The organism is Amycolatopsis halotolerans, from assembly GCF_042647905.1.
Classification (GTDB): domain Bacteria; phylum Actinomycetota; class Actinomycetes; order Mycobacteriales; family Pseudonocardiaceae; genus Amycolatopsis; species Amycolatopsis halotolerans.
Map to the genome: position 1 here is coordinate 146,654 of NZ_JBHRWI010000027.1, position 17,911 is coordinate 164,564.

A 17,911-nucleotide genomic window follows, 5' to 3' on the forward strand; every position below is an offset into this window, starting at 1 on the left:
TCACCGGCCTGCTTTCTTCTTGAGCGTGGTAACCACATCTCCGGTGACGTCGGCCGCGAGGCCACAGGCGTCAGCTTTGCCGCTGTTGGACAAGCCGAGGTCAAGTCCGACCTCGAATTCGAGAGTGTCGGAGAGCCCGACCGCTATTTGGCACCCATCTGTTCGCGGGCCTGGCTTCGGGTCGTAGGCGACGGCGGGGAAGCCCTGGATGGGCGGAAGCACGTCGAAACGTTTCATCTGCGGCTTGACCTGCTTGTAGATGATGCTCAAGCCTTCTCGCTGCTTGGTCGTGTAGAAGATTGTCAGCATTGAGCCGCCCTGGTGGTCAGACCAGGTGCATTTAGGGCCGAGAGGTCCGTCTTCGGGCTTGCCGACGAGGTCGGCTCCAAAGTTGACGTGGATCTGCTGCGAGTTGAGTGCGTCGCACGCGCTTCCGGAGAGCACGGAGTCGGGAAGCGGGTTCTCGACCTTCGGAGCACCGCCGTAGGGAGGTACCTCGTTGCCCGGCAGCGAGCTGCTGCTCGTCACCGGAGTCGGGTTCCCGCCGGTGGTGCCCGAACAAGCGGCGAGCAGGGCCGCGGAGCTGAGCAAGACGATTGGTATGCGGAGTTTCATTCCGTAGTTCCCCGGTTGTTGAAACTGTTGAGGCGGCCAGCTTGCTGCTGATCGATTGATTTTGTCATGCCGAGCGCCTCCGCGATGCGCTGGATGAATTCATCGACGTAGGCGATCTGAAGGTCGATGTGACCTCCGCCGTATGAGTAGGCGCCTAGTTCGTTTTTGCCGTCCCCGACCATTGCCACATGTGCGGCGAGCGTCGACGGATCCTGCGACGGAGCTTTCATTCCGCACAGGTTGACCGCCTTCCGACGCATCTCCATCAGCTTGTCTCGCACCGCGAGCAGTTTGCTGAGCAGCTGTTTTGCCTCATCGGGCTCCAGGACGAAGCCGTCCGGCGCGGTCGTCTTGGCCTGTCCGCTCGCGACCGTGAACGCCGTGTCCTCCCACACCTGTGCCCCCTCAGCGCTGGTGTCGGCAATTGGTTACAGGTAGCACGGTAGCCGATCAATCACCCGCGGTGGATGCGATTCGGAAAGGCGCTCGAAGACTAGACATATATGCTCTAGACACAACTGCTCTAGCTATTTGTGCTCTGGTTTTGGCGGCGCTAGACGTGTGTGATTACTTGACCATGGCCAAGCCTCCGATCTCCGCCGCCGCGCGCATTGTCGGCGAGCGCGTGCGCGAGTTTCGGAACACGGCCGGGCTCAATCAGGAGCAGCTGGCCGAGGCGGCCGGCGTGCACTGGACGTTCGTGAGTCAGGTCGAGCGCGGCCTGCGCAACATCAACCTGCACAATTTGCTCAAGTTCGCCGCCGGGCTCGGCGTGAACCCGGCGAAGCTCGTGGACGGCTTGCGTCCACCGCCGGATTCGGACTAGCCCTCGCTCGCCGGCATGTCCACTGTGGACGGCCGCAGCACCTGGCGCAGCGTGCCCTCGCGAATCAGCAGAATCTGCGTGATCACCTGCAGTCCCACGAAGAACGCGATCGACAGCCCGGCGTCGAGCGCGGGAACGTCGTCGACCGGCAGGGTGTAGGCCATCCCGATGCTCAGTCCACTGTGGACCAAACTGCCGACGCCCCACACCACCGTCAGCGCTCGCCACACCCGGCGAAACGACGGCTGCTCGTCCCAGGCCGAGTCCAGCCGAGAGCCACGGCCGGGCAACAGGGCGCGGGCGGCTTGATACGTTGTCGGGTACTGGCCGACGACCATGCTCGCGAGCAGCCAAACACCGGCCAGCGTGCTGAACCAGGCTCCGCGCACGAGCATCAGCCGGGCGTCGCCGGTCATCAGCGTGGTGGCCAAACCGACGGCCAGGAACATCAGGACGAGCAGGCCGATCCCGTCCACGCGACGCCGGGTGACCAGCGTGTACAGCACGCGCAGCGCGGGTGGCAGGCCGCTGAGCAGCAGCGCCCACACCGGCGGGACGTCGAAGGCGCGAAGCAGGTAATAGCCGCCGACTGGCGCGCCGAGGTCGATCAGCAGCGCGGCCAGCGACGAGCGGAATTCGTTCCCCATGCCCCGAGTTTCGGCGCGCGGGCGCCCTCAGGACATCGTCGAGCCGGTCAGCCCGGCATCCACCGATCGGTGGATGCCGGGCCGCGAAAACGTCAGACCGGGAGCTTGCGGAAGATCGGCCGCGGCACGTGCCGCAGGATTGACATCACCAGCCGGAACTCCGACGGCGACCAGACGAGCTCCTTGCCCTTGCGCGCCGCCTCGACCGCCACGTCGGCGACCTGCTCGGCGGTCCGGGTCAGCGGAGCGTCCTTCATCCCGGCGGTCATCTTGGTCTTGACCTGGCCCGACCGGACGACGGTCACCTGCACGCCGTGCGGCGCGAGCGCCTCGCCGAGACCGAGGTAGAAGCCGTCGAAACCGGCCTTGGTCGAGCCGTACACGAAGTTCGACCGGCGAACCCGCTCGCCCGCCACCGACGACAGCGCGATGACCTTGCCGTGGCCTTGGGTCTTCAGCTTCTCCGACAGCGCCACGCCGACCGACACCGCCGCGGTGTAGTTGACCATCGCCAGTTCAACGGCCTTGCCGTGGTCCTGCCACAGCTCCTCGGCCTCGCCGAGCAGACCGAACGCGACCACCGCGACGTCGATGTCGCCGCCGGCGAACGCCTCGTCCAGCACCTTCGGGTGCGACGCCAGGTCCTTCGCGTCAAAGGCCACAGTGGACACTTCGGCGCCGCGATCCTTCAGGCGCTGCGCGGCTTCCTCCAGCCGCGGCGAAGGACGGGCGGCCAGCACGACCCGCAGCGGCTTCTCCGCGAGGTACTTCTCCGCGATCGCCAGCGCGATGTCGGACGTGCCGCCGAGCAGCAGCAGGGACTGGGGGTTACCGACCGCGTCGATCACAGTGCGAGCCTCCGGCTCATGTCAGAGGCGAAAACGCCTTCGGGGTCAACGGAAGCGCGCACCTTGCGCCACTCCTCCAGCCGCGGGTACATCTTCGCGAACGTCTCGGGCGAGGTGCGCGAGTCCTTCGCGGTGTACAGGCGGCCGTTCGCGTCCAGGACCATCTCGTCCATTTCCTCGCAGAACCGGCTGAGCCCGTTCTTGATCGGGAAATCGACGCTCAGCATCCAGCCCGGCGTCGGCCAGGACATCGGGGACGGGTTCGAGTCGCCCATCCGCTTGAACACGTTCAGGAACGAGTAGTGCCCGGACCGCGAGATCGCCCGGCAGATGCCCTTGAGCTGGTCTTCCGCGCCGAACGGCACGGAGAACTGGTACTGCAGGAAGCCCTTGCTGCCGTAGCCGCGGTTCCACTCGCTCAGCATGTCGAGGGGGTGGTAGAACTGCGTCAGGTTCTGGATCTTGCCGCGCGCGCCCTTCTTGGGCACGGTCTGCTGCCACAGGTTGCCCATCATGGTCGAGGTCAGCTTGTTGACCAGACCGCTGGGGAACACGTCGGGCAGCGTCAGCAGTTGCGGCGCGTCGAAGCGCAGCGGGTTGCTGCGGAGCTTCGGCGGCAGCTGGTCGAGCTTCGCGAGCGAGCCGCGGGAGAACGTCGCGCGGCCGAGGCGGCTGTCGGACGAGATCAGGTCCGGCACCGACATCGAGTAGTCGTAGTTGAGGTCTGAACCATCGGTGAAGAGCCCGAGGGTCTCGTCGAGGTTCGAGGTGCGGTCGGCGTCCACGTAGAAGTACGCCGTTTCCGTCTTCTTCATCCGCACGGTGGCGCGGACGATGATCCCGGTGAGCCCGATTCCCGCCACCGTCGCCCAGAACAGCTCCGAATCCGGGCCCTCCGGGGTGAGCGTGCGCACGGATCCGTCGGCGGTGAGCAGGTCCATCGACACCACGTGGTTGCCGAAGCTGCCCGCCGAGTGGTGGTTCTTGCCGTGGATGTCGTTGGCGATCGCGCCGCCGATCGTCACCTGGCGGGTGCCCGGCAGGACCGGGACCCACAGGCCGTACGGCAGCGCCTCGCGCATCAGCTTGTCGAGGCTGACGCCGGCGTCGAGGTCGACGAGGCCGGAGTCCGGGTCGATCGAGTGGATGCGGTCGAGCGCGGTCATGTCGACGACCAGGCCGCCCGCGTTCTGCGCCGGGTCGCCGTAGGACCGGCCGAGGCCGCGGGCGATGACCCCGCGCGGGCCTGCGGAGGCGACGGCTCGGGCGATAGCCTCGACGTCGCGCGTGCTCAGCACGTCGGCGACGGTCCCGGCGGTGCGGCCCCAGCCGGTGAGCGTGCGGCGCTGTGTCTCGGGTGCTTGGGTCACGCGGACCAGGGTAGCCACGCCGAACACCGCCCGGAACGTGACCCTGAAGTGCCCGCTTCTACACTTTGCGCATCAAGGCACAAGCGTCCGAGCGTCGAAGTGGGTAATACGGACACTGACGCAATAGGCCGAGAAGGTATTCCAAGTGGTGGCTACAGAACCGCAGAGTGACCAAGCGCAGCAGGTGCCCGGGGGACCCGGACTGCTGGGCCAGCTGATCCGCTTCGCGGCGATCGGCGGCTTCTGCGCCCTGCTCGACCTGGGCACGTACTCGCTGCTGCGTGCGGTCGGCATGGACGCCACGCCGTGGGTGGACATCGCGCGCGCGATCAGTTTCATCGTGGGCACGACCACCGCGTTCTTCTTGAACCGCCGCTTCACCTTCGCCGCGGGCAAGCGCGACGGGAACGCCCAGATCGGCGGGTTCGTTCTGCTGTACGCGGTGACCTTCCTCGTGACGATCGGCGTGAATCGGCTCATGCTGAACGTGCTGCCGGAGATGGCGTGGAAGGCCACGCTCGCCTGGGTCGTGTCCCAGGGGACGGCCACCGTGATCAATTTCGTGATGCTCAAGTGGGTCGTGTTCCGTGTACGGCCGGTAAAGGAGAACTGAGTTCGATGCCCGGTAAAGCAGCCCCGGTCGCGGAGGCGGCCCCCGCAGGCCAGACGCGGTTCGCCGAACACGCCCCCGAAGGCAGGCTCACGGCCCAGCGCGGGCTGTACGCCGGGCCGGCTCCCATCGTCAGCAAGGACATGTACGCCGAGGTCCTGCAGGGCAACGCCCAGCGCGATCGCGGCAGCGTGACGCTGGAGCCGTCCGCGAAGGTCACCGGCAACACCTACTTCGGCCGCTTCCCGGCGAGCTACTGGCAGCGCTGGACCACCGCGACCGAGGTGAAGCTCGAAGCCGTCGTCACCGGCGAGGGGCTGCTGTCGCTCGGCGCTTCCGACATGCTCGGCGACCCGCGCGTGGTCGACGCGCAGCAGGTCTCCGGCACGAAGAGCGCCAAGGTCGAGCTGACCGGCAAGCTGGACAAGTTCTACGACGGCGGCGCGCTGTGGCTCGACCTCGAGACCGAGGGCGGCCAGACGCTGCGGGTCGAGCAGGTCCGCTGGACCGTCGACGCGCCGGAGACGATCCGCCCGACCGCGGTCACCATCTGCACGATGAACCGCGCCGACGACTGCCTCAAGAACCTCCAGGCGCTCGCCGCGGACGTGTCCTCGCTGGACACCCTCGACGCCATCTACGTCGCCGACCAGGGCAGCGACCTGGTCGAGTCGCGCGAGGGCTTCGAGCAGGTCGCGAAGGACCTCGGCGAGAAGCTGCACTACATCAAGCAGCCGAACCTCGGCGGCGCGGGCGGCTTCACCCGCGGCCTGTACGAGGTGGCCGGGCACACCGCCACCGAGCACGCGAACGTGCTGTTCATGGACGACGACGTGCTGCTCGAGCCGGACCTCGTCGTGCGCATGACGGCGTTCTCCAACCGCTCGGCCAACCCGATCATCGTCGGCGGCCAGATGCTCAACCTGCTGCATCCGAACCAGCTGCACGTCGGCGCCGAGTACGCCCGGCTGAACACGCTGGAGCCGGGGCAGCCGGTGCAGCACTCGCTGTCCACCGCGGACCTGCTCGGCGTCGACGAGGAGGGCAACCCGAACCGTCAGGAACGCCGCCTCGACGCCGGGTACAACGGCTGGTGGTCGTGCCTGATCCCGTACGAGGTCGTCAAGGCCATCGGCTACCCGCTGCCGTTCTTCTTCCAGTGGGACGACGCGGAGTACTCCTACCGCGCCCGCGAATACGGCTTCCCCACGGTGACCCTGCCGGGCGCCGGCGTGTGGCACGCGGACTTCCACTGGAAGGACTGGGACGAGTGGCACCGGTACTTCAACCTGCGCAACTCGATCATCACCGCCGCGCTGCACTCGCCGTTCAACCTGAACCTGCTCTCGCGCGTGCTGATGGCGCAGCTGGTGCGCTACCTGCTCGGCATGCAGTACGGCCTGTCCGCGACGCTGATCAAGGCTGTCGAGGACTTCCTGGAGGGCCCGGAGGTCCTGCGCGACGGCGGCGTCGAGGCGATGAAGGAGATCCGCCGGATCCGCGACGCCTACCCTGAGACCAAGCGGCACAAGGCCACTGACGTGCCGGGCATCGCGTCCAACGACATCGGCATCATCAACAGCGCGCCGCGGCCGAGCATGCAGCGGCTCGTGCTGATCAAGCGCATCCTCGACAAGGCGCTCGGCCGCAGCCGCTTCGGGCTCGGCGCGGTGCCGATCGACGAGGCGCACTGGTGGCACATCGCGCTGTTCGACACCGCCGTGGTCACCGACGCGTCGCAGGAAGGCGTGCGCGTGCGCACCTACGACAAGGTCAAGATGTTCGATCTGGCCAAGCGCGGCGCGAAGGTGATCAACCGGCTGCGCAAGGAAGGCGCGGGCGTGCAGGAGCAGTACAAGCGCGCCATGCCGGAACTGACCTCGCGCGACAACTGGAAGCGGCTCTACGAGCTGTGACAGGCTGAGCTGGTCTGAAAAGGGCGTCTCGCGTTCGGCGAGACGCCCTTTTTGTCTTTTTGGGTAGCTTGGTTTCATGGCCGACCTGGTTTCCCGTGCGCGCGCTCTCGCCGACGACCTGTTGTTTCCCGCGGCCGCCGAGGTGGACCGGCTGGGCGTGGTGCCGCGGTCGCATTTCGACGCGCTCGCCGAGGAAGGTTTCTACGGTCTCGCCGCACCTGATTCCGGGGTGGACCTCGACCAGTTGGTCGGGGTGCTCGAAGCGCTGGCCGGCGGGTGCCTGAGCACCGCGTTCACCTGGCTGCAGCACCACGGTCTCGTCGCCGGGCTGGCCGTAACGGACCGGGAGGACCTGCGCGAGCGGTATCTGCCGGACCTGATCAGCGGACGGCTGCGCGCGGGAGTCGCGCGCGCGGGCGTGATCCCGACGCCGCCGCGAGTCCGGGTACAGCGGGTCGACGGCGGCTATCGATTCGACGGTGAAGCGCCGTTCGTGAGCGGCTGGGACGCGATTGACCTACTGCATTTGTCCGGGCGCGACGGCGACACGGTGGTCAATGCCTTGGTGTCGCCGATCGTCGGGCACAGCCTGGTCGCCGAGCCGTTGACGCTCATGGCCGCGCAAGGCACCGCGACGGTACGGCTGAAGCTCGACAATCACTTCATTCCGGACGAATCGGTTTTCTCCCAGGTTAGCTACGACAAGTTCGTGGCGGACAGCATCTTCGCGTCCCGGCTCAACGGATGCGCGCCGCTTGGATTGGCCGAGCGTTGCGCCAGTTTGATCGAGGCCGCTGGCGAGGAGGAAACGGCGACGGCGTTGCGTTCCGAACAGGACGAAATCCGGCGTCGCCTCAACGCTGGTCTCGCCGACCCGGCCACGCTCCCGGCAGCCCGCGCGGCCGGTGCCGACCTGGCGTACCGGTCAGCGGGCGCGCTCGCTGCTGCGACGGGCAGTCGCGCGGTGCTGCCCGGGGCGCACGCCGGCCGTCTGGTGCGCGAGGCGACGTTCCTGCTTGTGGCCGCGAGCAGACCGGAGATCCGCGCCGGGCTGCTCGAACTCGCCCGTCGCTAAACGGACAGGCCGAATTTGCCCTTTCGGCTCAGATCGTCGACATAGGCGGCTGCCACGTGGACGAAATTCACCGAAACAGTGTTGCCGTCCCGGGTTTCGAGAGAGTGGACGCCGCCGTGTTTGAGTAGGTCGGGGAGCTTTTCCTGGACTGTCTCGGAACTGTCGGCGGTGAGCGGGAAGATCAGCGGCTCTCCGCCTGCCGAGAGGTGCAGGACCAGTGCTGGTTTGGGATCTGCCATGAACCCATGGCAGCAGTGGGTGATCATCGGCGGCAAGAGCGGTTCGCCGACAGCGGATCCGCTCATAGCGGAAGCGCGCTAGCCGGTTTCGGCGAGGCGGTCCGCGACAGTGCGGGGCTCGCGCCCGAGAAGCTCGCCCAGCAGCGGGCCTGATTCGGCGAAATAACCGGCCCGAGTGGCCTGGTACCAGGTGAGCATGAACTGGGCCACCTGCTCCGGAACACCGTTCGCGACCTGTTCGGCAACCCATTGTTCGTCGGCCAGGATCACGCGATTGACGGTGCGACCGGTGAGGCCGGAAGCGATTTTGGCGAAATCGTCGAAAGTGACGGCGGTCGGAGCGGCGAGGGTGACGGGGCCGTCGACGGAGCGGTCACCGGCGAGGAGGGCCGCGGTCGCCTCGGCGATGTCCGCGCGGTCGGTGTACGGGACGGGGCCGTCTGCCGGCTGAGCGATCTCGCCGGTCCGCTGCCACGGGCCGAGCACCTGGTCGAGCGGGCCGTAAGCACCGTTGCGCAGTGCGGTCCAGGCGATTCCGGAGTCGTCGAGGATCGCCTCGGTGGCGAGGTGGAGGTCCGACGGCCCATACGGGTTGCCGGGGGCGGCACCGTGCTGGCTCGTGTAGAGAATCCGCCGGGCTCCGGCCGCGACGGCCGCGTCGATGGCGCGTCGGTGCAGGCTGACCAGGTCGGCGGCGGGGTCGTTGCCAGAGATCAGCAGAACCTGCTCGGCACCGGCGAAAGAGTCGCCCGGATCCTCGTAGGAGCCCTGTCGCACGCGGACGCCGCGGTCGGCGAAGTGCCGCGCCTTGGCCGGATCGCGCTCGCTGACGCCGATCTGGTCGGCCGGTACGCGCTTGAGGAGATGCTCGACGGTGGCACTGCCCAGCCCGCCGGTAGCGCCGGTGACAACGATCATTTTTCCTGGTCTCTTCCTCGGGAGCATAAGTTGACTACGTAGGTCAACTTCTTCCGTCATCGACTTTAGGTAAGCTGACCGGGCGAGTCAACTTACACTGAGAGACGAGGAACGCGGTGCCTGCGGAATCCCGGCTGCGCGCCGACGCCAAGCGCAATTCCGAGCAGATCCGAACCGCTGCGATCGGCGCCTTCCAGGGGCGGGGCCTGACGGTCCCGCTGGAGGAGGTCGCCAAGGCGGCGGGGGTCAGCAAAGCCACGATCTTCAACCGGTTCGGCGGCCGGATCGGACTCATCGAGGCGGTCATCGAAGAGGTCGTCGCGACGGAGCTGTTCGCGGTCATCGACCGCATGCGGACCGCCGACGACATCGGCGAGCGGATCGACTGCTACGTCACCTCGCTGCGCGATCTCCAGTATCGCCAGCCCTCCGTCAACGACGTCCTGCTGCAGACCTATCCGAACTCGCCGCAGCTCATGGAGATCTGCCGGGTCGGGAGTGAGGCCAACGAAGAACTCGTCGCGGCGGCGCGGGCCGCCGGTGCGGTGCGGCCGGAGTTCACGGCGGGTGACCTCCACGCCTTCGTCGTCGAGACCGCCCTCGCCCTCAAACACGGCGAACGACCTCCGCGTGAGTCCTACGACCGTCGCACCGGCTACTTCCTGAACGGAATCCGAACACCGCGCTCCGGATGACGCGCCCTTGGCGCCGATGGCCGCGACGGTGCGGAGTGGACTACGGTTTCGCCGGGGAGAGACCGGATTTAGGGGTGGGTCGTGCCGTACACGTTGACGCTGTCACCGGCAGCGGTGGATCTCCTGCTGGCGGAACTCGGTCTCGGCCGCGCGCCGGCGCCGTTCGTGGTGCCGCACATCGGCATCACCGGCGAGGAACGCGCCGCGGTGCGCGACGCCGTCTTCCGCGACCTCGACAGCCGCGGCCTGCTGCGGCGCGGGACCGTCGACGACGACGTCCAGATCGCGCTCGCCACGTTCGCCCGGCCCGGCCTCGCGGTGTCTGCGGCGGCCAAGATCGGCGACGAGCAGCTGTTCGCGCGCGTGGCGTCCAACGGGCAGTTCGCGGTGCTGGTCTGCCAGCGCGACGGGATGTTCGCCTTCGAGGAGGTCCGCCCGACCGGCATCGTCCCGGCGATCGTCGACCTGCTGCCGCTCACGCCCGCCGCGGCGGGGCAGTCGGTGACCGTCGCGCGGCCGGCGAAGCAGCCGGTGCGGGGCGACGCGTACGACCCGTTCGCCGGGGTCAGCGGCCCGCGCACGCACAATCCGCAGCTCAGGGCCGTCCAGCGGATCTTCGAGAAGCCGCGGCTGGCGGTCGGCCAGTTCACGCCGTACGTGAGCGACGGCAACGGCCACGAGCGGGCGCTGCCGTCGCTCGCGTGGTTCGACACCGAACTCGGCCGCTACCTGCTCAGCACGCGCGATTCCAGCGACGGCAACCGCTGGCTCACCTACGCGCCGGCAGACAATGCCCGTCTGGCCCAACAACTGTTCACCCAGCTTGAAGGCTATTCGGCAAACGCCTGACCGGAGCGGCTCGCGTCGGTAAACTCCGGCGCATGAGCACTGATCCGCTGGCGGCAGGCGGGCTGAACGCCAAGGGCATCGCCGAAGCCGCGGCCGAAACGCACAAGCTGGCCGGGACCGCGAAAGCCGACGGGTTCAGCATCGACGGCGACGCACTCGGTGACCTGCGCAAAGCGCTCACCGACATGGTCACGCGCCTCGAACGGCTCAAGCCGCAGACCCAGGCGTTGACGACCGCGCCGAAGCTCGGCAGCCACCCGTACGGGCACACCGTGGCCGAGCACGACCGCAAGAGCGGCTCTGACGCGCCTGGCGCGGCCCTCGACGTGCTGGACCAGTTCGGCCGGATCCTGAAGGAGGCCGACGAGGCCCTCGCGCGGGCCGGCGGGGTCTACACCGAGAACGAGAGCCAGGCCATCGACTCCCACCGCACCGTGAAGGGCAGCACCGAATGAGCACGCCGCAGCCGGGGCTCGCGCCGTCGGACGCCGACTACCTCGGGCACCCGCACCAGCAGCTGAAGTCGTACGTCGAGACGAATCTCGACGTGGAGCAGGTTTCGTCGGTGTCGCACGCGTACACCGAGGTGCAGAAAGCGTTCGAGGACTTCGCGACGCAGCTGGGCGAGGCCGTGAAGAAGGCCGCGCACGCCTGGAGCGGCGAGGCCGCGGCCGGTGCGCAGGCGTATTTCGTGAGCCTCGCCGAATGGGCCGAGGCGAATGGCCAGAATGCGAAACTGGCCGCGCAGATCGTCGAAGAGCAGGCGTCCGCCGCGCAGGCGGCGAAGCACTCGATGCCGGACGCGGTCCCGTTCGACTGGTCCGAGGAATTCGACAAATGGTCGCACGCGAGTCCGCTCGAAATGAGCAATGAGATCGACGCGACGCTGAAGAAGCAGCAGGACAGCCGTTCCGCGCACGAACAGGCCGCGGAGACGATGTCGAAGTACGACGCTTCGCTGCACGAGACAGGGTCGAAGCAGCCGGCTTTCGCGCACCCGCCGAAGTTCGGCGTCGCTTCTGGCGGCGGTGCCGCGGTGGCTATGCCGACTGGTCCGGAGCACCACGACGCTGCTTCTGCTCCCGCTCCTGCTGCCCCGGCCAGCCCTGCTCCTGCTGCGGCTGACGCTGGCTCGGCCTCGGCAGGTGCCGCGGCTGGCGGCGGTGCCGTGGCTGGGCACGCGAGCGCCCCGACCGTCAGCGGCCCGAGCCAGTTCACCGGCGCGGTGCACCAGGCGATGCCGGACAGCGCGACCACGGCGGCCGGTTACGCCCCGTCCGCCGCGCAGTCGGCCCCGGGCGGCGGCAACGCCGGAGCGGCCGGAATGGGCATGGGCGCGATGCCCATGGGCGGCATGATGGGCGGTGGCGGCGGAGGTTTCGGCGCCGACGAGGAACACCAGAGCAAGGTCGGCCGAGGCGGCGGCTCATTCGGCCCCGGCGACGGCGCGATGGAACCAGGAGCGGCCGATGTCGCGGCCGGCGGCATGGGCGGCGCCCCGGCCCGCCCGGGCATGGGCTTCGGAGCCCGCCCGTACGACGACAGCCTCAACCAGCCCGCGTTCGTGATGGAGATCGAGGACGACGACGAGGTGTTCGGCAGCGGGCATCGCTCCGCGCCGCCGGTTATCGGGGAATAGCTTGAATGTCCGTTGTGGACGGTGGGGTTAGCGCACTGTCCACAACGGACTGGCTGGGTCAGTCCACGATGGTGCCCCAGCCCCGCATCATCCGGAGGGCGCTGCTCACTGCTTTGGTACCGTCCCGGAACCCTCGGATCGAGTTGCGCAGCGGTGCGCTCATGGCTTCCAACGGCTTCATTTGAAGCAGAAACGTGCTCAAGATTGTTTCGGCGTCGGCTAGCGGTGCGGTGACTTCCTCGACCGGCCCGATCGCCTGACGTTCTTTTTCGAGCTGTTCCTGCATATCGTTCTCTTTGAGATACGTAACGTAAGACCGCATGACCTGATCGGTTTCGAGGACCGTCGTCTCGAACTTTCGTGCCCGGTTTTGGAAGTCGATGCCGAGCGGCTGCAGTTCGGCGGCTATTTCCAGGAGCAGCCGCCGAGCCTCCGGAGGCGACGCTTCTGTGACCGGTTGGGTGGAGCTGGACAAGATGGCCGAGAACCGTTCGATGGTGTCCTTCATGTCCGGCATGGCCTGGTCGAGTTCTTGCTGGAAAAGTTCAAGAGCCTCGCTGACTTCCGCGGCTCCCGGCGCGTCGTCGCCGGTACGCTCGCCGGAAGCCGGCGAGCCGGCGGGGGCGGTTGAAAGCGCCTGCTCGGCGCTCGTGACGGCTTCGACCAGTTGCGCGGCGAGGCTGACCATCGTTCGGCGCCAGATCGCGGACTGAGGACCTTCGGTCCACGTCTCTTTGAGATCTTTGTACTGCCGTTCCGCGATAATCCTGGACGCGATGTCAGTGCTCTCGGTAGAAATGTACGAATGGCCCAGCAGGACGACCGGAAGCACGAGTCCGGTGGCGCGAAGCCGGTCCGCCGCGCTGTAGAACGCCAGCAGTTCGTCTCGGCACCAAGGGCGCTCGAAGTATTGCCGAGTCACGATAGGCATGAAGATCGCTGCGCTTTCGATCCCTTGCCGGATTCCTTCGCGCCAGTCCTCGCCCCAGCCGATCGTTTCCCGGTCAACGAATATCTCGAGCGTTCGTCCCTGGTCGGTAAACGCCATGTGTTTCAGCGACTGCGTAAACGGCTCGATGAAATCGAGCACGACGTCATCCGCCTGCGCGTAGCTGAGAAAGATTCGGATAGGAGGTTCATTCGTGTCGGTCACCAGGGGAACGTATTCCGGGGTGCGATGACAGACAATGACGCGCGGTTACTGTCCAGGTTCTGTCAATTGGACAGCAACCGCGTCGGGCCGCCGGGGCCTCAGTACCGGTAAAACTTCTCCGCCCGCCCCTGCCGGACCAGCTTCAGCCACTGCAGGAACGCCTTCGGGTCCCGCTTCACGCCCACGAAATACAGGCCGAAGCGCAAAACCTCCAGCGCCCCGATCTTCCGCATTCCCGGCTGCGACAGCAAATACCCGCGGTTGCGGTACGTGTAATACCGCTTGACCTCGTTCTCCGGGTCCTGCGCGTGGAATTTCCCGCCCAGCATCGGCTTGAACTCGTCCGAGCCGTCGGGGTGCAGGTAGGTCGTGCGCAGCGACGTGCCGAACGGCAGGCCGGACCGGACGAGGCGGCGGTGCAGTTCGACCTCGTCGCCGCGGAAGAACAGGCGCAGGTCGGGCACGCCGGTGACGTCCAAAGTGGACGAACGGAACAGTGCGCCGTTCATCAAGGACGCGATGCCGGGCAGGAAGTCCGTGCCCAGTTCGGCCGACGAGCGCTTCCAGGTGAGGCCGCGGCGCAGCGGGAACGCCAGCTTCGCCGGGGCGTCGATGTTGGCGACCACCGGGGAAATCTCGGCGAGGCCGCGTTTTTCGGCTTCCTCGAGCAGGATCTCGAGCACGTGCTCGTCCGCGGGGCGGCCGTCGTCGTCGGCGAGCCAGACCCAGTCCGCGCCGAGCGACAGGGCGTGCAGCATGCCGAGCGCGAAACCGCCCGCGCCGCCGAGGTTCCGGTGCGACGGCAGGTACGTGTACGGCAGCGGGTAGGCCTCGACCACGTCCCGCGCGGACTTGTCCGGTCCGTTGTCCACCACCACGAGGTGGTCGACCGGCCGGGTCTGGGCGGCGATGATTTTCAGCGAGTCCGCGAGCAGCTCGCGCCGGTGTCGCGTGACCACCACGCCGACGACGGCGCCCTCGGGCAGCTCTCGCGTCTCGCCGGTCATCATTCCCCGCCGTTCGTGGTGGTCGCGGGCTCGATGCCGAGGCGCTCGAGACCTTCCTGGCTCATGTTCTCGAACGGGTCGCGGCCCTTGTACTCGGTGAGCACCTCGCGCAGCGAACCCTGCTTCTTGACGTGCCCCTCGTCCATCCAGATCGCGGTGTCGCACAGCTCCATGAGGAACTCGTCGGAGTGGTTCGCGAACACCAGGATGCCGGAGCGCTTGACCAGGTCCTTGAGCCGGTCGCGGGCCTTGTTGAGGAACGCCGCGTCGACCGCGCCGATGCCCTCGTCGAGGATCAGGATCTCCGGGTCGATCGAGGTCACCACGCCGAGCGCGAGCCGCACCCGCATGCCGGTGGAGTACGTCCGCAGCGGCATCTGCAGGTAGTCGCCGAGTTCGGTGAACTCCGCGATGTCGTCGACCCGCTTCTCCATTTCCTTGGCGCTCATGCCGAGGAAAAGGCCGCGGATCAGGATGTTCTCGACGCCGGAGATCTCCGGGTCCATGCCGATGCCGAGGTCGAACACCGGCGCGATCCGGCCGACGATCCGCGACGAGCCGCGGGTCGGCTCGTAGATCCCGGCGAGCAGCCGCAGCAGCGTGGACTTGCCCGCGCCGTTGTGCCCGACGAGACCGACCCGGTCGCCCTCGCGGAGGCTGATCGACACGTCGTGCAGCGCCTCGATGATCGGCACCTTCTGGTCGGAGCTGATCTTGCCGCCGACCTTGCCGAGCACGCGCTTTTTCATCGAACGCGTCTTCGCGTCGAAAATCGGGAAGTCCACGTACGCGTTGTGGACGTCAATGCTGACCATCTGTCACACCCAATACGAGACGCGGGACCGGTAATTGCGCATGGCGACGAGGGCGAGCGCCCACCCGACCACGGTGAGCCCGCCGACCACGACCCAGCTGGTCCAGCTCACCGCCTGTCCGATGAGCGGCGACCGCACCACCTGCATGTAGTGGTAAAGCGGGTTCAGTTTGATGATCGGCAGCGCCCACGACGCACCGTCCCGCGCGCCGCCGGACAGCAGCTGGTCGACCGGCCAGACGATCGGGGTGCCGTAGAACATCAGCTGGATCAGCGAGTTGATCAGCTGCGGAATGTCGCGGAACCGCGTCGAGATGATGCCGAGCAGCAGCGCGGCCCAGCCCGCGGTGAGCGCGAGCAGCACGAACCCGGGAATGGCGAGGAAAATGTTCCAGCTCAGGCCGGGGTGACAGAACTTGTCCGGTACGCACACGCCGTCTTTCGACCCGAGCGAATACGGGGAATCGAGCGCCGAGAAGAAAATGATCAGCAGCACGACGTAGACGATCATGTTGTGCGCCAGCAGCAGCGTCTGCCGCCAGATCGTGCGCAGCACGTACACGCTGATCGGCGCGGGGACCTGTTTGATCAGCCCCTCGTTCGCGATGAACGTTTCCATGCCTTCGGTGAGGCAGCCCTGGATGAAGCCCCAGATGATGAAGCCGGTGGAGAGGTAGGGCAGGAACACCTCGATCGGCGTGCGGAACAGCTGCGAGTACAGCAGGCCGAGGCCGAGCGCGATGACACCCTGGCTGATGGTGATCCAGAACGGCCCGATGATGGACCGCCGGTACCGCTGCTTGATGTCCTGCCAGCCGAGATGGGTCCAGAGCTCGCGGGCGGCGAAACCGGTCTTGATGTCGTCGATCGCACGCGCGAACGTCTTGCTGTCCGACGACGGTGGAACCGGAGTCGAGACATCGGGTTCGGCTGCGTGAACCGTGCTGGTGGCATGCACGTGGACGAGGGTACCGATGGGACGCACCGGCCTCGGCTCGCCCCGGCCCGACCGCACGGCGGCCCCGGTGCGGATACCGGCGACGCGAGCGGGTGTCTCCTGGTGTCCTGGTAGTTTCTTCCCTTATGACTGCTGCTCTCGGTGCGGCGAGCCTCATGGTCGACCTCCTCTCGGCGTACGCGGACCGGCCGGACCCGCGTTCGGTCGCCGTGGTCGGCAACCAGCCGCTGGAGCCGGACCCGGCCCGCGCGAAGGCTGTTGACGACTGTGACCTGGTCATTCGGGTCAACGGGTTCGTCACCGACGAACCGGACGGACCGGACATCACCGGCCGCAAGGTGCACACGGTCGTCTTCAACCGCGCCGTGCGCGCCACCCGGCACGTGTTCCGCGACTACCGCACCCGGCTGTATCTGCTGGTCGAGCCCGGTCGCCTGCACTGGGAGCCGGAGGCGCTGCCCGGCTGGTGGCCCTCCGACCTCGGGTTCGTCCCGGTGTCGAACCGCGACGTCGTGCTGCCCCTGTCGGACGCGCTCGGCCTGCCGACGCGCACCGAACCCACCTGGTCGACCACGGGTACGCTCGCGGCCTGGATCGCCCGCACCGCGTTCCCCGAGGCGCAGCTGGTGCTGACCGGGTTCTCGTTCATCGACAACCCGGAACAGACCTCGTGGGAGCACGCTGCCGGGGATTCGTGCATCGTGGGACCGGAGCACCAGATCGCCGCCGAGGGCAGGCTGCTGGAGTCGTGGACCCGCACCGGCACCACCACCTTGCTCCGCTGAAGCCCGCTGGCACTCGTCGAAGGAACTCCCGTCATGCCCTTCCAGATGTTCAGAAACCTGTTCGGCTCCCGGATCGCCCGCATCGTCGATTACCGCCTCGATGAGCGGACTCGCGGCGTGCTCCAGGACTTCGAGACTCGCATCGACGAGCTCGAGCACTGCACAGTCGACCACCGCCGCCGGCTCGCCGAAACCGACGAGAAGCTGGACACCGCGCTCGGCGACCTCCGCTGGATCCGCGGCGAGCTGGACCGGATGATCCCGCACGTCGCCGCGCAGGAGGAGCAACTGGAGACGCTCCGGGAGAAGCTCGCGATGACGCCGCGCACGGACGACGCCGGGGCTCTCGAAGCGCGTTCGCTGGTCGAGGAGATCCAGCGGCAGCACGCGCAGATCCGCGTCCGGCTGGCCGGGATGGCCCGGTACGAGGAGAGGTTGAGCCGCCTCGAGGACGCGAAACTCACGCCTGCGCAGTGACGTCCGTCATCGCCCGCGACGCGACCGAGGCCGACGCTGAGCTGTTGCTGGCCTGGCGCAACGACGCGGCGACCCGGCAGACGTCGCGGTCGACCGGGGTGATCGATCTGGACAGCCACCTGCGCTGGTTGCGCGGTGTGCTCGCGGCGTCCGGTCGGATCCTGCTCGTGCTGGAGGAGGCCGGGAAACCGGTGGGCACGGTGCGGTTCGACGACGAGGGCGACCGCGAGTGGGAGGTAAGCATCACGCTCGCGCCGGAAAGCCGCGGCCGCGGGTTGGCGCGGCCGGTGCTCGAAGCGGGGGAGCGGGCGTTGGCGGCCCGGACGGACGCGGTTGCCGTGCTGGCCGCGGTGCACGAGGAGAACGCGGCGTCGGCGGCATTGTTCGCGCGGGCTGGTTACCTGGAGGTCGCGCCCCCTGCCGACGGCTTCCGCCGGCTGCGCAAGACTCTGCACTGACCCCCACCGGAA

The 17,911-nt window shown here is 67.6% G+C and carries 22 protein-coding genes; 11 read left to right on the forward strand and 11 right to left on the reverse strand.

Annotated elements, in window-relative coordinates:
• Both ACFORO_RS22705 and ACFORO_RS22710 read right to left on the reverse strand, forming a co-directional pair.
• Complete coding sequence (locus ACFORO_RS22705) at positions 1-615, reverse strand: DUF3558 domain-containing protein (protein ID WP_377872989.1); 615 nt, start codon at positions 613-615, stop codon at positions 1-3.
• Positions 612-1,010, reverse strand: coding sequence for a hypothetical protein (locus ACFORO_RS22710; RefSeq protein ID WP_377872988.1), 399 nt, complete (start codon positions 1,008-1,010; stop codon positions 612-614). Before ACFORO_RS22710 ends, ACFORO_RS22705 begins: the two co-directional genes overlap by 4 nt.
• Before the next feature lie 182 nt (positions 1,011-1,192).
• Here ACFORO_RS22710 and ACFORO_RS22715 point away from each other — a divergent pair, with 182 nt between their 5' ends.
• Positions 1,193-1,441 carry a helix-turn-helix domain-containing protein gene (locus tag ACFORO_RS22715; RefSeq protein WP_354743528.1) on the forward strand — a complete coding sequence of 83 codons (249 nt, stop codon included), beginning with the start codon at positions 1,193-1,195 and terminating at the stop codon, positions 1,439-1,441.
• On the opposite strand, the gene ACFORO_RS22720 is transcribed toward ACFORO_RS22715, so the two are convergent.
• From ACFORO_RS22720 to ACFORO_RS22730, 3 genes are all read right to left on the reverse strand, one after another.
• The gene (locus ACFORO_RS22720) at positions 1,438-2,088 is read right to left on the reverse strand and encodes a VC0807 family protein (protein WP_377872987.1); all 651 of its coding nucleotides are present in this window, start codon (positions 2,086-2,088) and stop codon (positions 1,438-1,440) included. The two genes, ACFORO_RS22715 and ACFORO_RS22720, sit on opposite strands and share 4 nt — an antisense overlap.
• A 92-nt stretch (positions 2,089-2,180) precedes the next feature.
• On the reverse strand, positions 2,181-2,936 hold the full coding sequence (locus tag ACFORO_RS22725; RefSeq protein WP_377872986.1) for a decaprenylphospho-beta-D-erythro-pentofuranosid-2-ulose 2-reductase: 756 nt from the start codon (positions 2,934-2,936) through the stop codon (positions 2,181-2,183).
• On the reverse strand, positions 2,933-4,306 hold the full coding sequence (locus ACFORO_RS22730; protein WP_377872985.1) for an FAD-binding protein: 1,374 nt from the start codon (positions 4,304-4,306) through the stop codon (positions 2,933-2,935). Before ACFORO_RS22730 ends, ACFORO_RS22725 begins: the two co-directional genes overlap by 4 nt.
• Positions 4,307-4,451: 145 nt before the next feature.
• Between ACFORO_RS22730 and ACFORO_RS22735 the strand changes: the two genes are divergently transcribed.
• The 3 genes from ACFORO_RS22735 (at position 4,452) to ACFORO_RS22745 (ending at position 7,907) form a co-directional block, all read left to right on the forward strand.
• Positions 4,452-4,919: a GtrA family protein gene (locus ACFORO_RS22735; protein ID WP_377872984.1), complete on the forward strand. Its 468-nt coding sequence runs from the start codon at positions 4,452-4,454 to the stop codon at positions 4,917-4,919.
• A gap of 5 nt (positions 4,920-4,924) precedes the next feature.
• Entirely contained in the window at positions 4,925-6,832 is a 1,908-nt protein-coding gene (locus ACFORO_RS22740) for a glycosyltransferase (RefSeq protein ID WP_377872983.1), read from the forward strand.
• Between the two features lie 76 nt (positions 6,833-6,908).
• Entirely contained in the window at positions 6,909-7,907 is a 999-nt protein-coding gene (locus tag ACFORO_RS22745; RefSeq protein ID WP_377872982.1) for an acyl-CoA dehydrogenase family protein, read from the forward strand.
• On the opposite strand, the gene ACFORO_RS22750 is transcribed toward ACFORO_RS22745, so the two are convergent.
• Together ACFORO_RS22750 and ACFORO_RS22755 are read right to left on the reverse strand one after the other, a co-directional pair.
• The gene (locus tag ACFORO_RS22750; protein ID WP_344282872.1) at positions 7,904-8,146 is read right to left on the reverse strand and encodes a hypothetical protein; all 243 of its coding nucleotides are present in this window, start codon (positions 8,144-8,146) and stop codon (positions 7,904-7,906) included. The genes ACFORO_RS22745 and ACFORO_RS22750 overlap by 4 nt on opposite strands.
• Positions 8,147-8,224: 78 nt before the next feature.
• On the reverse strand, positions 8,225-9,064 hold the full coding sequence (locus ACFORO_RS22755) for an NAD(P)H-binding protein (protein ID WP_377872981.1): 840 nt from the start codon (positions 9,062-9,064) through the stop codon (positions 8,225-8,227).
• Positions 9,065-9,180: 116 nt separating this feature from the next.
• Between ACFORO_RS22755 and ACFORO_RS22760 the strand changes: the two genes are divergently transcribed.
• The 4 genes from ACFORO_RS22760 (at position 9,181) to ACFORO_RS22775 (ending at position 12,247) form a co-directional block, all read left to right on the forward strand.
• Entirely contained in the window at positions 9,181-9,759 is a 579-nt protein-coding gene (locus ACFORO_RS22760) for a TetR/AcrR family transcriptional regulator (protein ID WP_377872980.1), read from the forward strand.
• A gap of 81 nt (positions 9,760-9,840) precedes the next feature.
• Entirely contained in the window at positions 9,841-10,608 is a 768-nt protein-coding gene (locus tag ACFORO_RS22765) for an ESX secretion-associated protein EspG (protein ID WP_354743513.1), read from the forward strand.
• Positions 10,609-10,640: 32 nt separating this feature from the next.
• On the forward strand, positions 10,641-11,063 hold the full coding sequence (locus tag ACFORO_RS22770; RefSeq protein ID WP_377872979.1) for a hypothetical protein: 423 nt from the start codon (positions 10,641-10,643) through the stop codon (positions 11,061-11,063).
• Positions 11,060-12,247: a hypothetical protein gene (locus ACFORO_RS22775; protein ID WP_377872978.1), complete on the forward strand. Its 1,188-nt coding sequence runs from the start codon at positions 11,060-11,062 to the stop codon at positions 12,245-12,247. Before ACFORO_RS22770 ends, ACFORO_RS22775 begins: the two co-directional genes overlap by 4 nt.
• A 58-nt stretch (positions 12,248-12,305) precedes the next feature.
• Here the strand turns inward: ACFORO_RS22775 and ACFORO_RS22780 are convergent, their stop codons facing one another.
• The 4 genes from ACFORO_RS22780 to wzm all read right to left on the reverse strand — a co-directional run bounded on the left by ACFORO_RS22780 (position 12,306) and on the right by wzm (position 16,179).
• A complete protein-coding gene (locus ACFORO_RS22780) occupies positions 12,306-13,400 on the reverse strand; it encodes a toll/interleukin-1 receptor domain-containing protein (RefSeq protein WP_377872977.1) in 1,095 nt (364 codons plus the stop codon).
• A 98-nt stretch (positions 13,401-13,498) separates the two neighbouring features.
• Positions 13,499-14,407, reverse strand: coding sequence for a galactofuranosyltransferase GlfT1 (gene glfT1 / locus ACFORO_RS22785; RefSeq protein ID WP_344281691.1), 909 nt, complete (start codon positions 14,405-14,407; stop codon positions 13,499-13,501).
• A complete protein-coding gene (gene wzt, locus ACFORO_RS22790) occupies positions 14,407-15,222 on the reverse strand; it encodes a galactan export ABC transporter ATP-binding subunit Wzt/RfbE (protein WP_344281688.1) in 816 nt (271 codons plus the stop codon). The genes glfT1 and wzt overlap by 1 nt, the downstream gene beginning before the upstream one ends.
• 3 nt (positions 15,223-15,225) lie before the next feature.
• On the reverse strand, positions 15,226-16,179 hold the full coding sequence (wzm, locus tag ACFORO_RS22795) for a galactan export ABC transporter permease subunit Wzm/RfbD (protein WP_354743506.1): 954 nt from the start codon (positions 16,177-16,179) through the stop codon (positions 15,226-15,228).
• Positions 16,180-16,334: 155 nt separating this feature from the next.
• On the opposite strand from wzm, the gene ACFORO_RS22800 reads away from it, so the two are divergent.
• Genes ACFORO_RS22800 through ACFORO_RS22810 form a run of 3 tightly spaced genes read left to right on the forward strand, consistent with a single transcriptional unit; the run spans position 16,335 to position 17,899 of the window.
• Complete coding sequence (locus ACFORO_RS22800; protein WP_377873046.1) at positions 16,335-16,964, forward strand: hypothetical protein; 630 nt, start codon at positions 16,335-16,337, stop codon at positions 16,962-16,964.
• 33 nt (positions 16,965-16,997) lie between these two features.
• Positions 16,998-17,441 carry a hypothetical protein gene (locus ACFORO_RS22805; RefSeq protein ID WP_344281683.1) on the forward strand — a complete coding sequence of 148 codons (444 nt, stop codon included), beginning with the start codon at positions 16,998-17,000 and terminating at the stop codon, positions 17,439-17,441.
• Positions 17,438-17,899 (forward strand): GNAT family N-acetyltransferase, encoded by a 462-nt coding sequence (locus tag ACFORO_RS22810; protein WP_377872976.1) that lies wholly within the window; start codon positions 17,438-17,440, stop codon positions 17,897-17,899. The genes ACFORO_RS22805 and ACFORO_RS22810 overlap by 4 nt, the downstream gene beginning before the upstream one ends.
• The last annotated feature ends 12 nt before the right edge of the window (positions 17,900-17,911 follow it).

What these genes read in the sequence shown, in the direction of transcription:
- ACFORO_RS22705 (WP_377872989.1), bottom strand. Translation starts at nt 615, where the DNA reads ATGAAACTCCGCATACCAATCGTCTTGCTCAGCTCCGCGGCCCTGCTC.
- ACFORO_RS22715 (WP_354743528.1), top strand. Translation starts at nt 1,193, where the DNA reads ATGGCCAAGCCTCCGATCTCCGCCGCCGCGCGCATTGTCGGCGAGCGC.
- ACFORO_RS22720 (WP_377872987.1), bottom strand. Translation starts at nt 2,088, where the DNA reads ATGGGGAACGAATTCCGCTCGTCGCTGGCCGCGCTGCTGATCGACCTC.
- ACFORO_RS22740 (WP_377872983.1), top strand. Translation starts at nt 4,925, where the DNA reads ATGCCCGGTAAAGCAGCCCCGGTCGCGGAGGCGGCCCCCGCAGGCCAG.
- ACFORO_RS22745 (WP_377872982.1), top strand. Translation starts at nt 6,909, where the DNA reads ATGGCCGACCTGGTTTCCCGTGCGCGCGCTCTCGCCGACGACCTGTTG.
- ACFORO_RS22750 (WP_344282872.1), bottom strand. Translation starts at nt 8,146, where the DNA reads ATGGCAGATCCCAAACCAGCACTGGTCCTGCACCTCTCGGCAGGCGGA.
- ACFORO_RS22755 (WP_377872981.1), bottom strand. Translation starts at nt 9,064, where the DNA reads ATGATCGTTGTCACCGGCGCTACCGGCGGGCTGGGCAGTGCCACCGTC.
- ACFORO_RS22770 (WP_377872979.1), top strand. Translation starts at nt 10,641, where the DNA reads ATGAGCACTGATCCGCTGGCGGCAGGCGGGCTGAACGCCAAGGGCATC.
- ACFORO_RS22775 (WP_377872978.1), top strand. Translation starts at nt 11,060, where the DNA reads ATGAGCACGCCGCAGCCGGGGCTCGCGCCGTCGGACGCCGACTACCTC.
- glfT1 (WP_344281691.1), bottom strand. Translation starts at nt 14,407, where the DNA reads ATGACCGGCGAGACGCGAGAGCTGCCCGAGGGCGCCGTCGTCGGCGTG.
- wzt (WP_344281688.1), bottom strand. Translation starts at nt 15,222, where the DNA reads ATGGTCAGCATTGACGTCCACAACGCGTACGTGGACTTCCCGATTTTC.
- ACFORO_RS22800 (WP_377873046.1), top strand. Translation starts at nt 16,335, where the DNA reads ATGGTCGACCTCCTCTCGGCGTACGCGGACCGGCCGGACCCGCGTTCG.
- ACFORO_RS22805 (WP_344281683.1), top strand. Translation starts at nt 16,998, where the DNA reads ATGCCCTTCCAGATGTTCAGAAACCTGTTCGGCTCCCGGATCGCCCGC.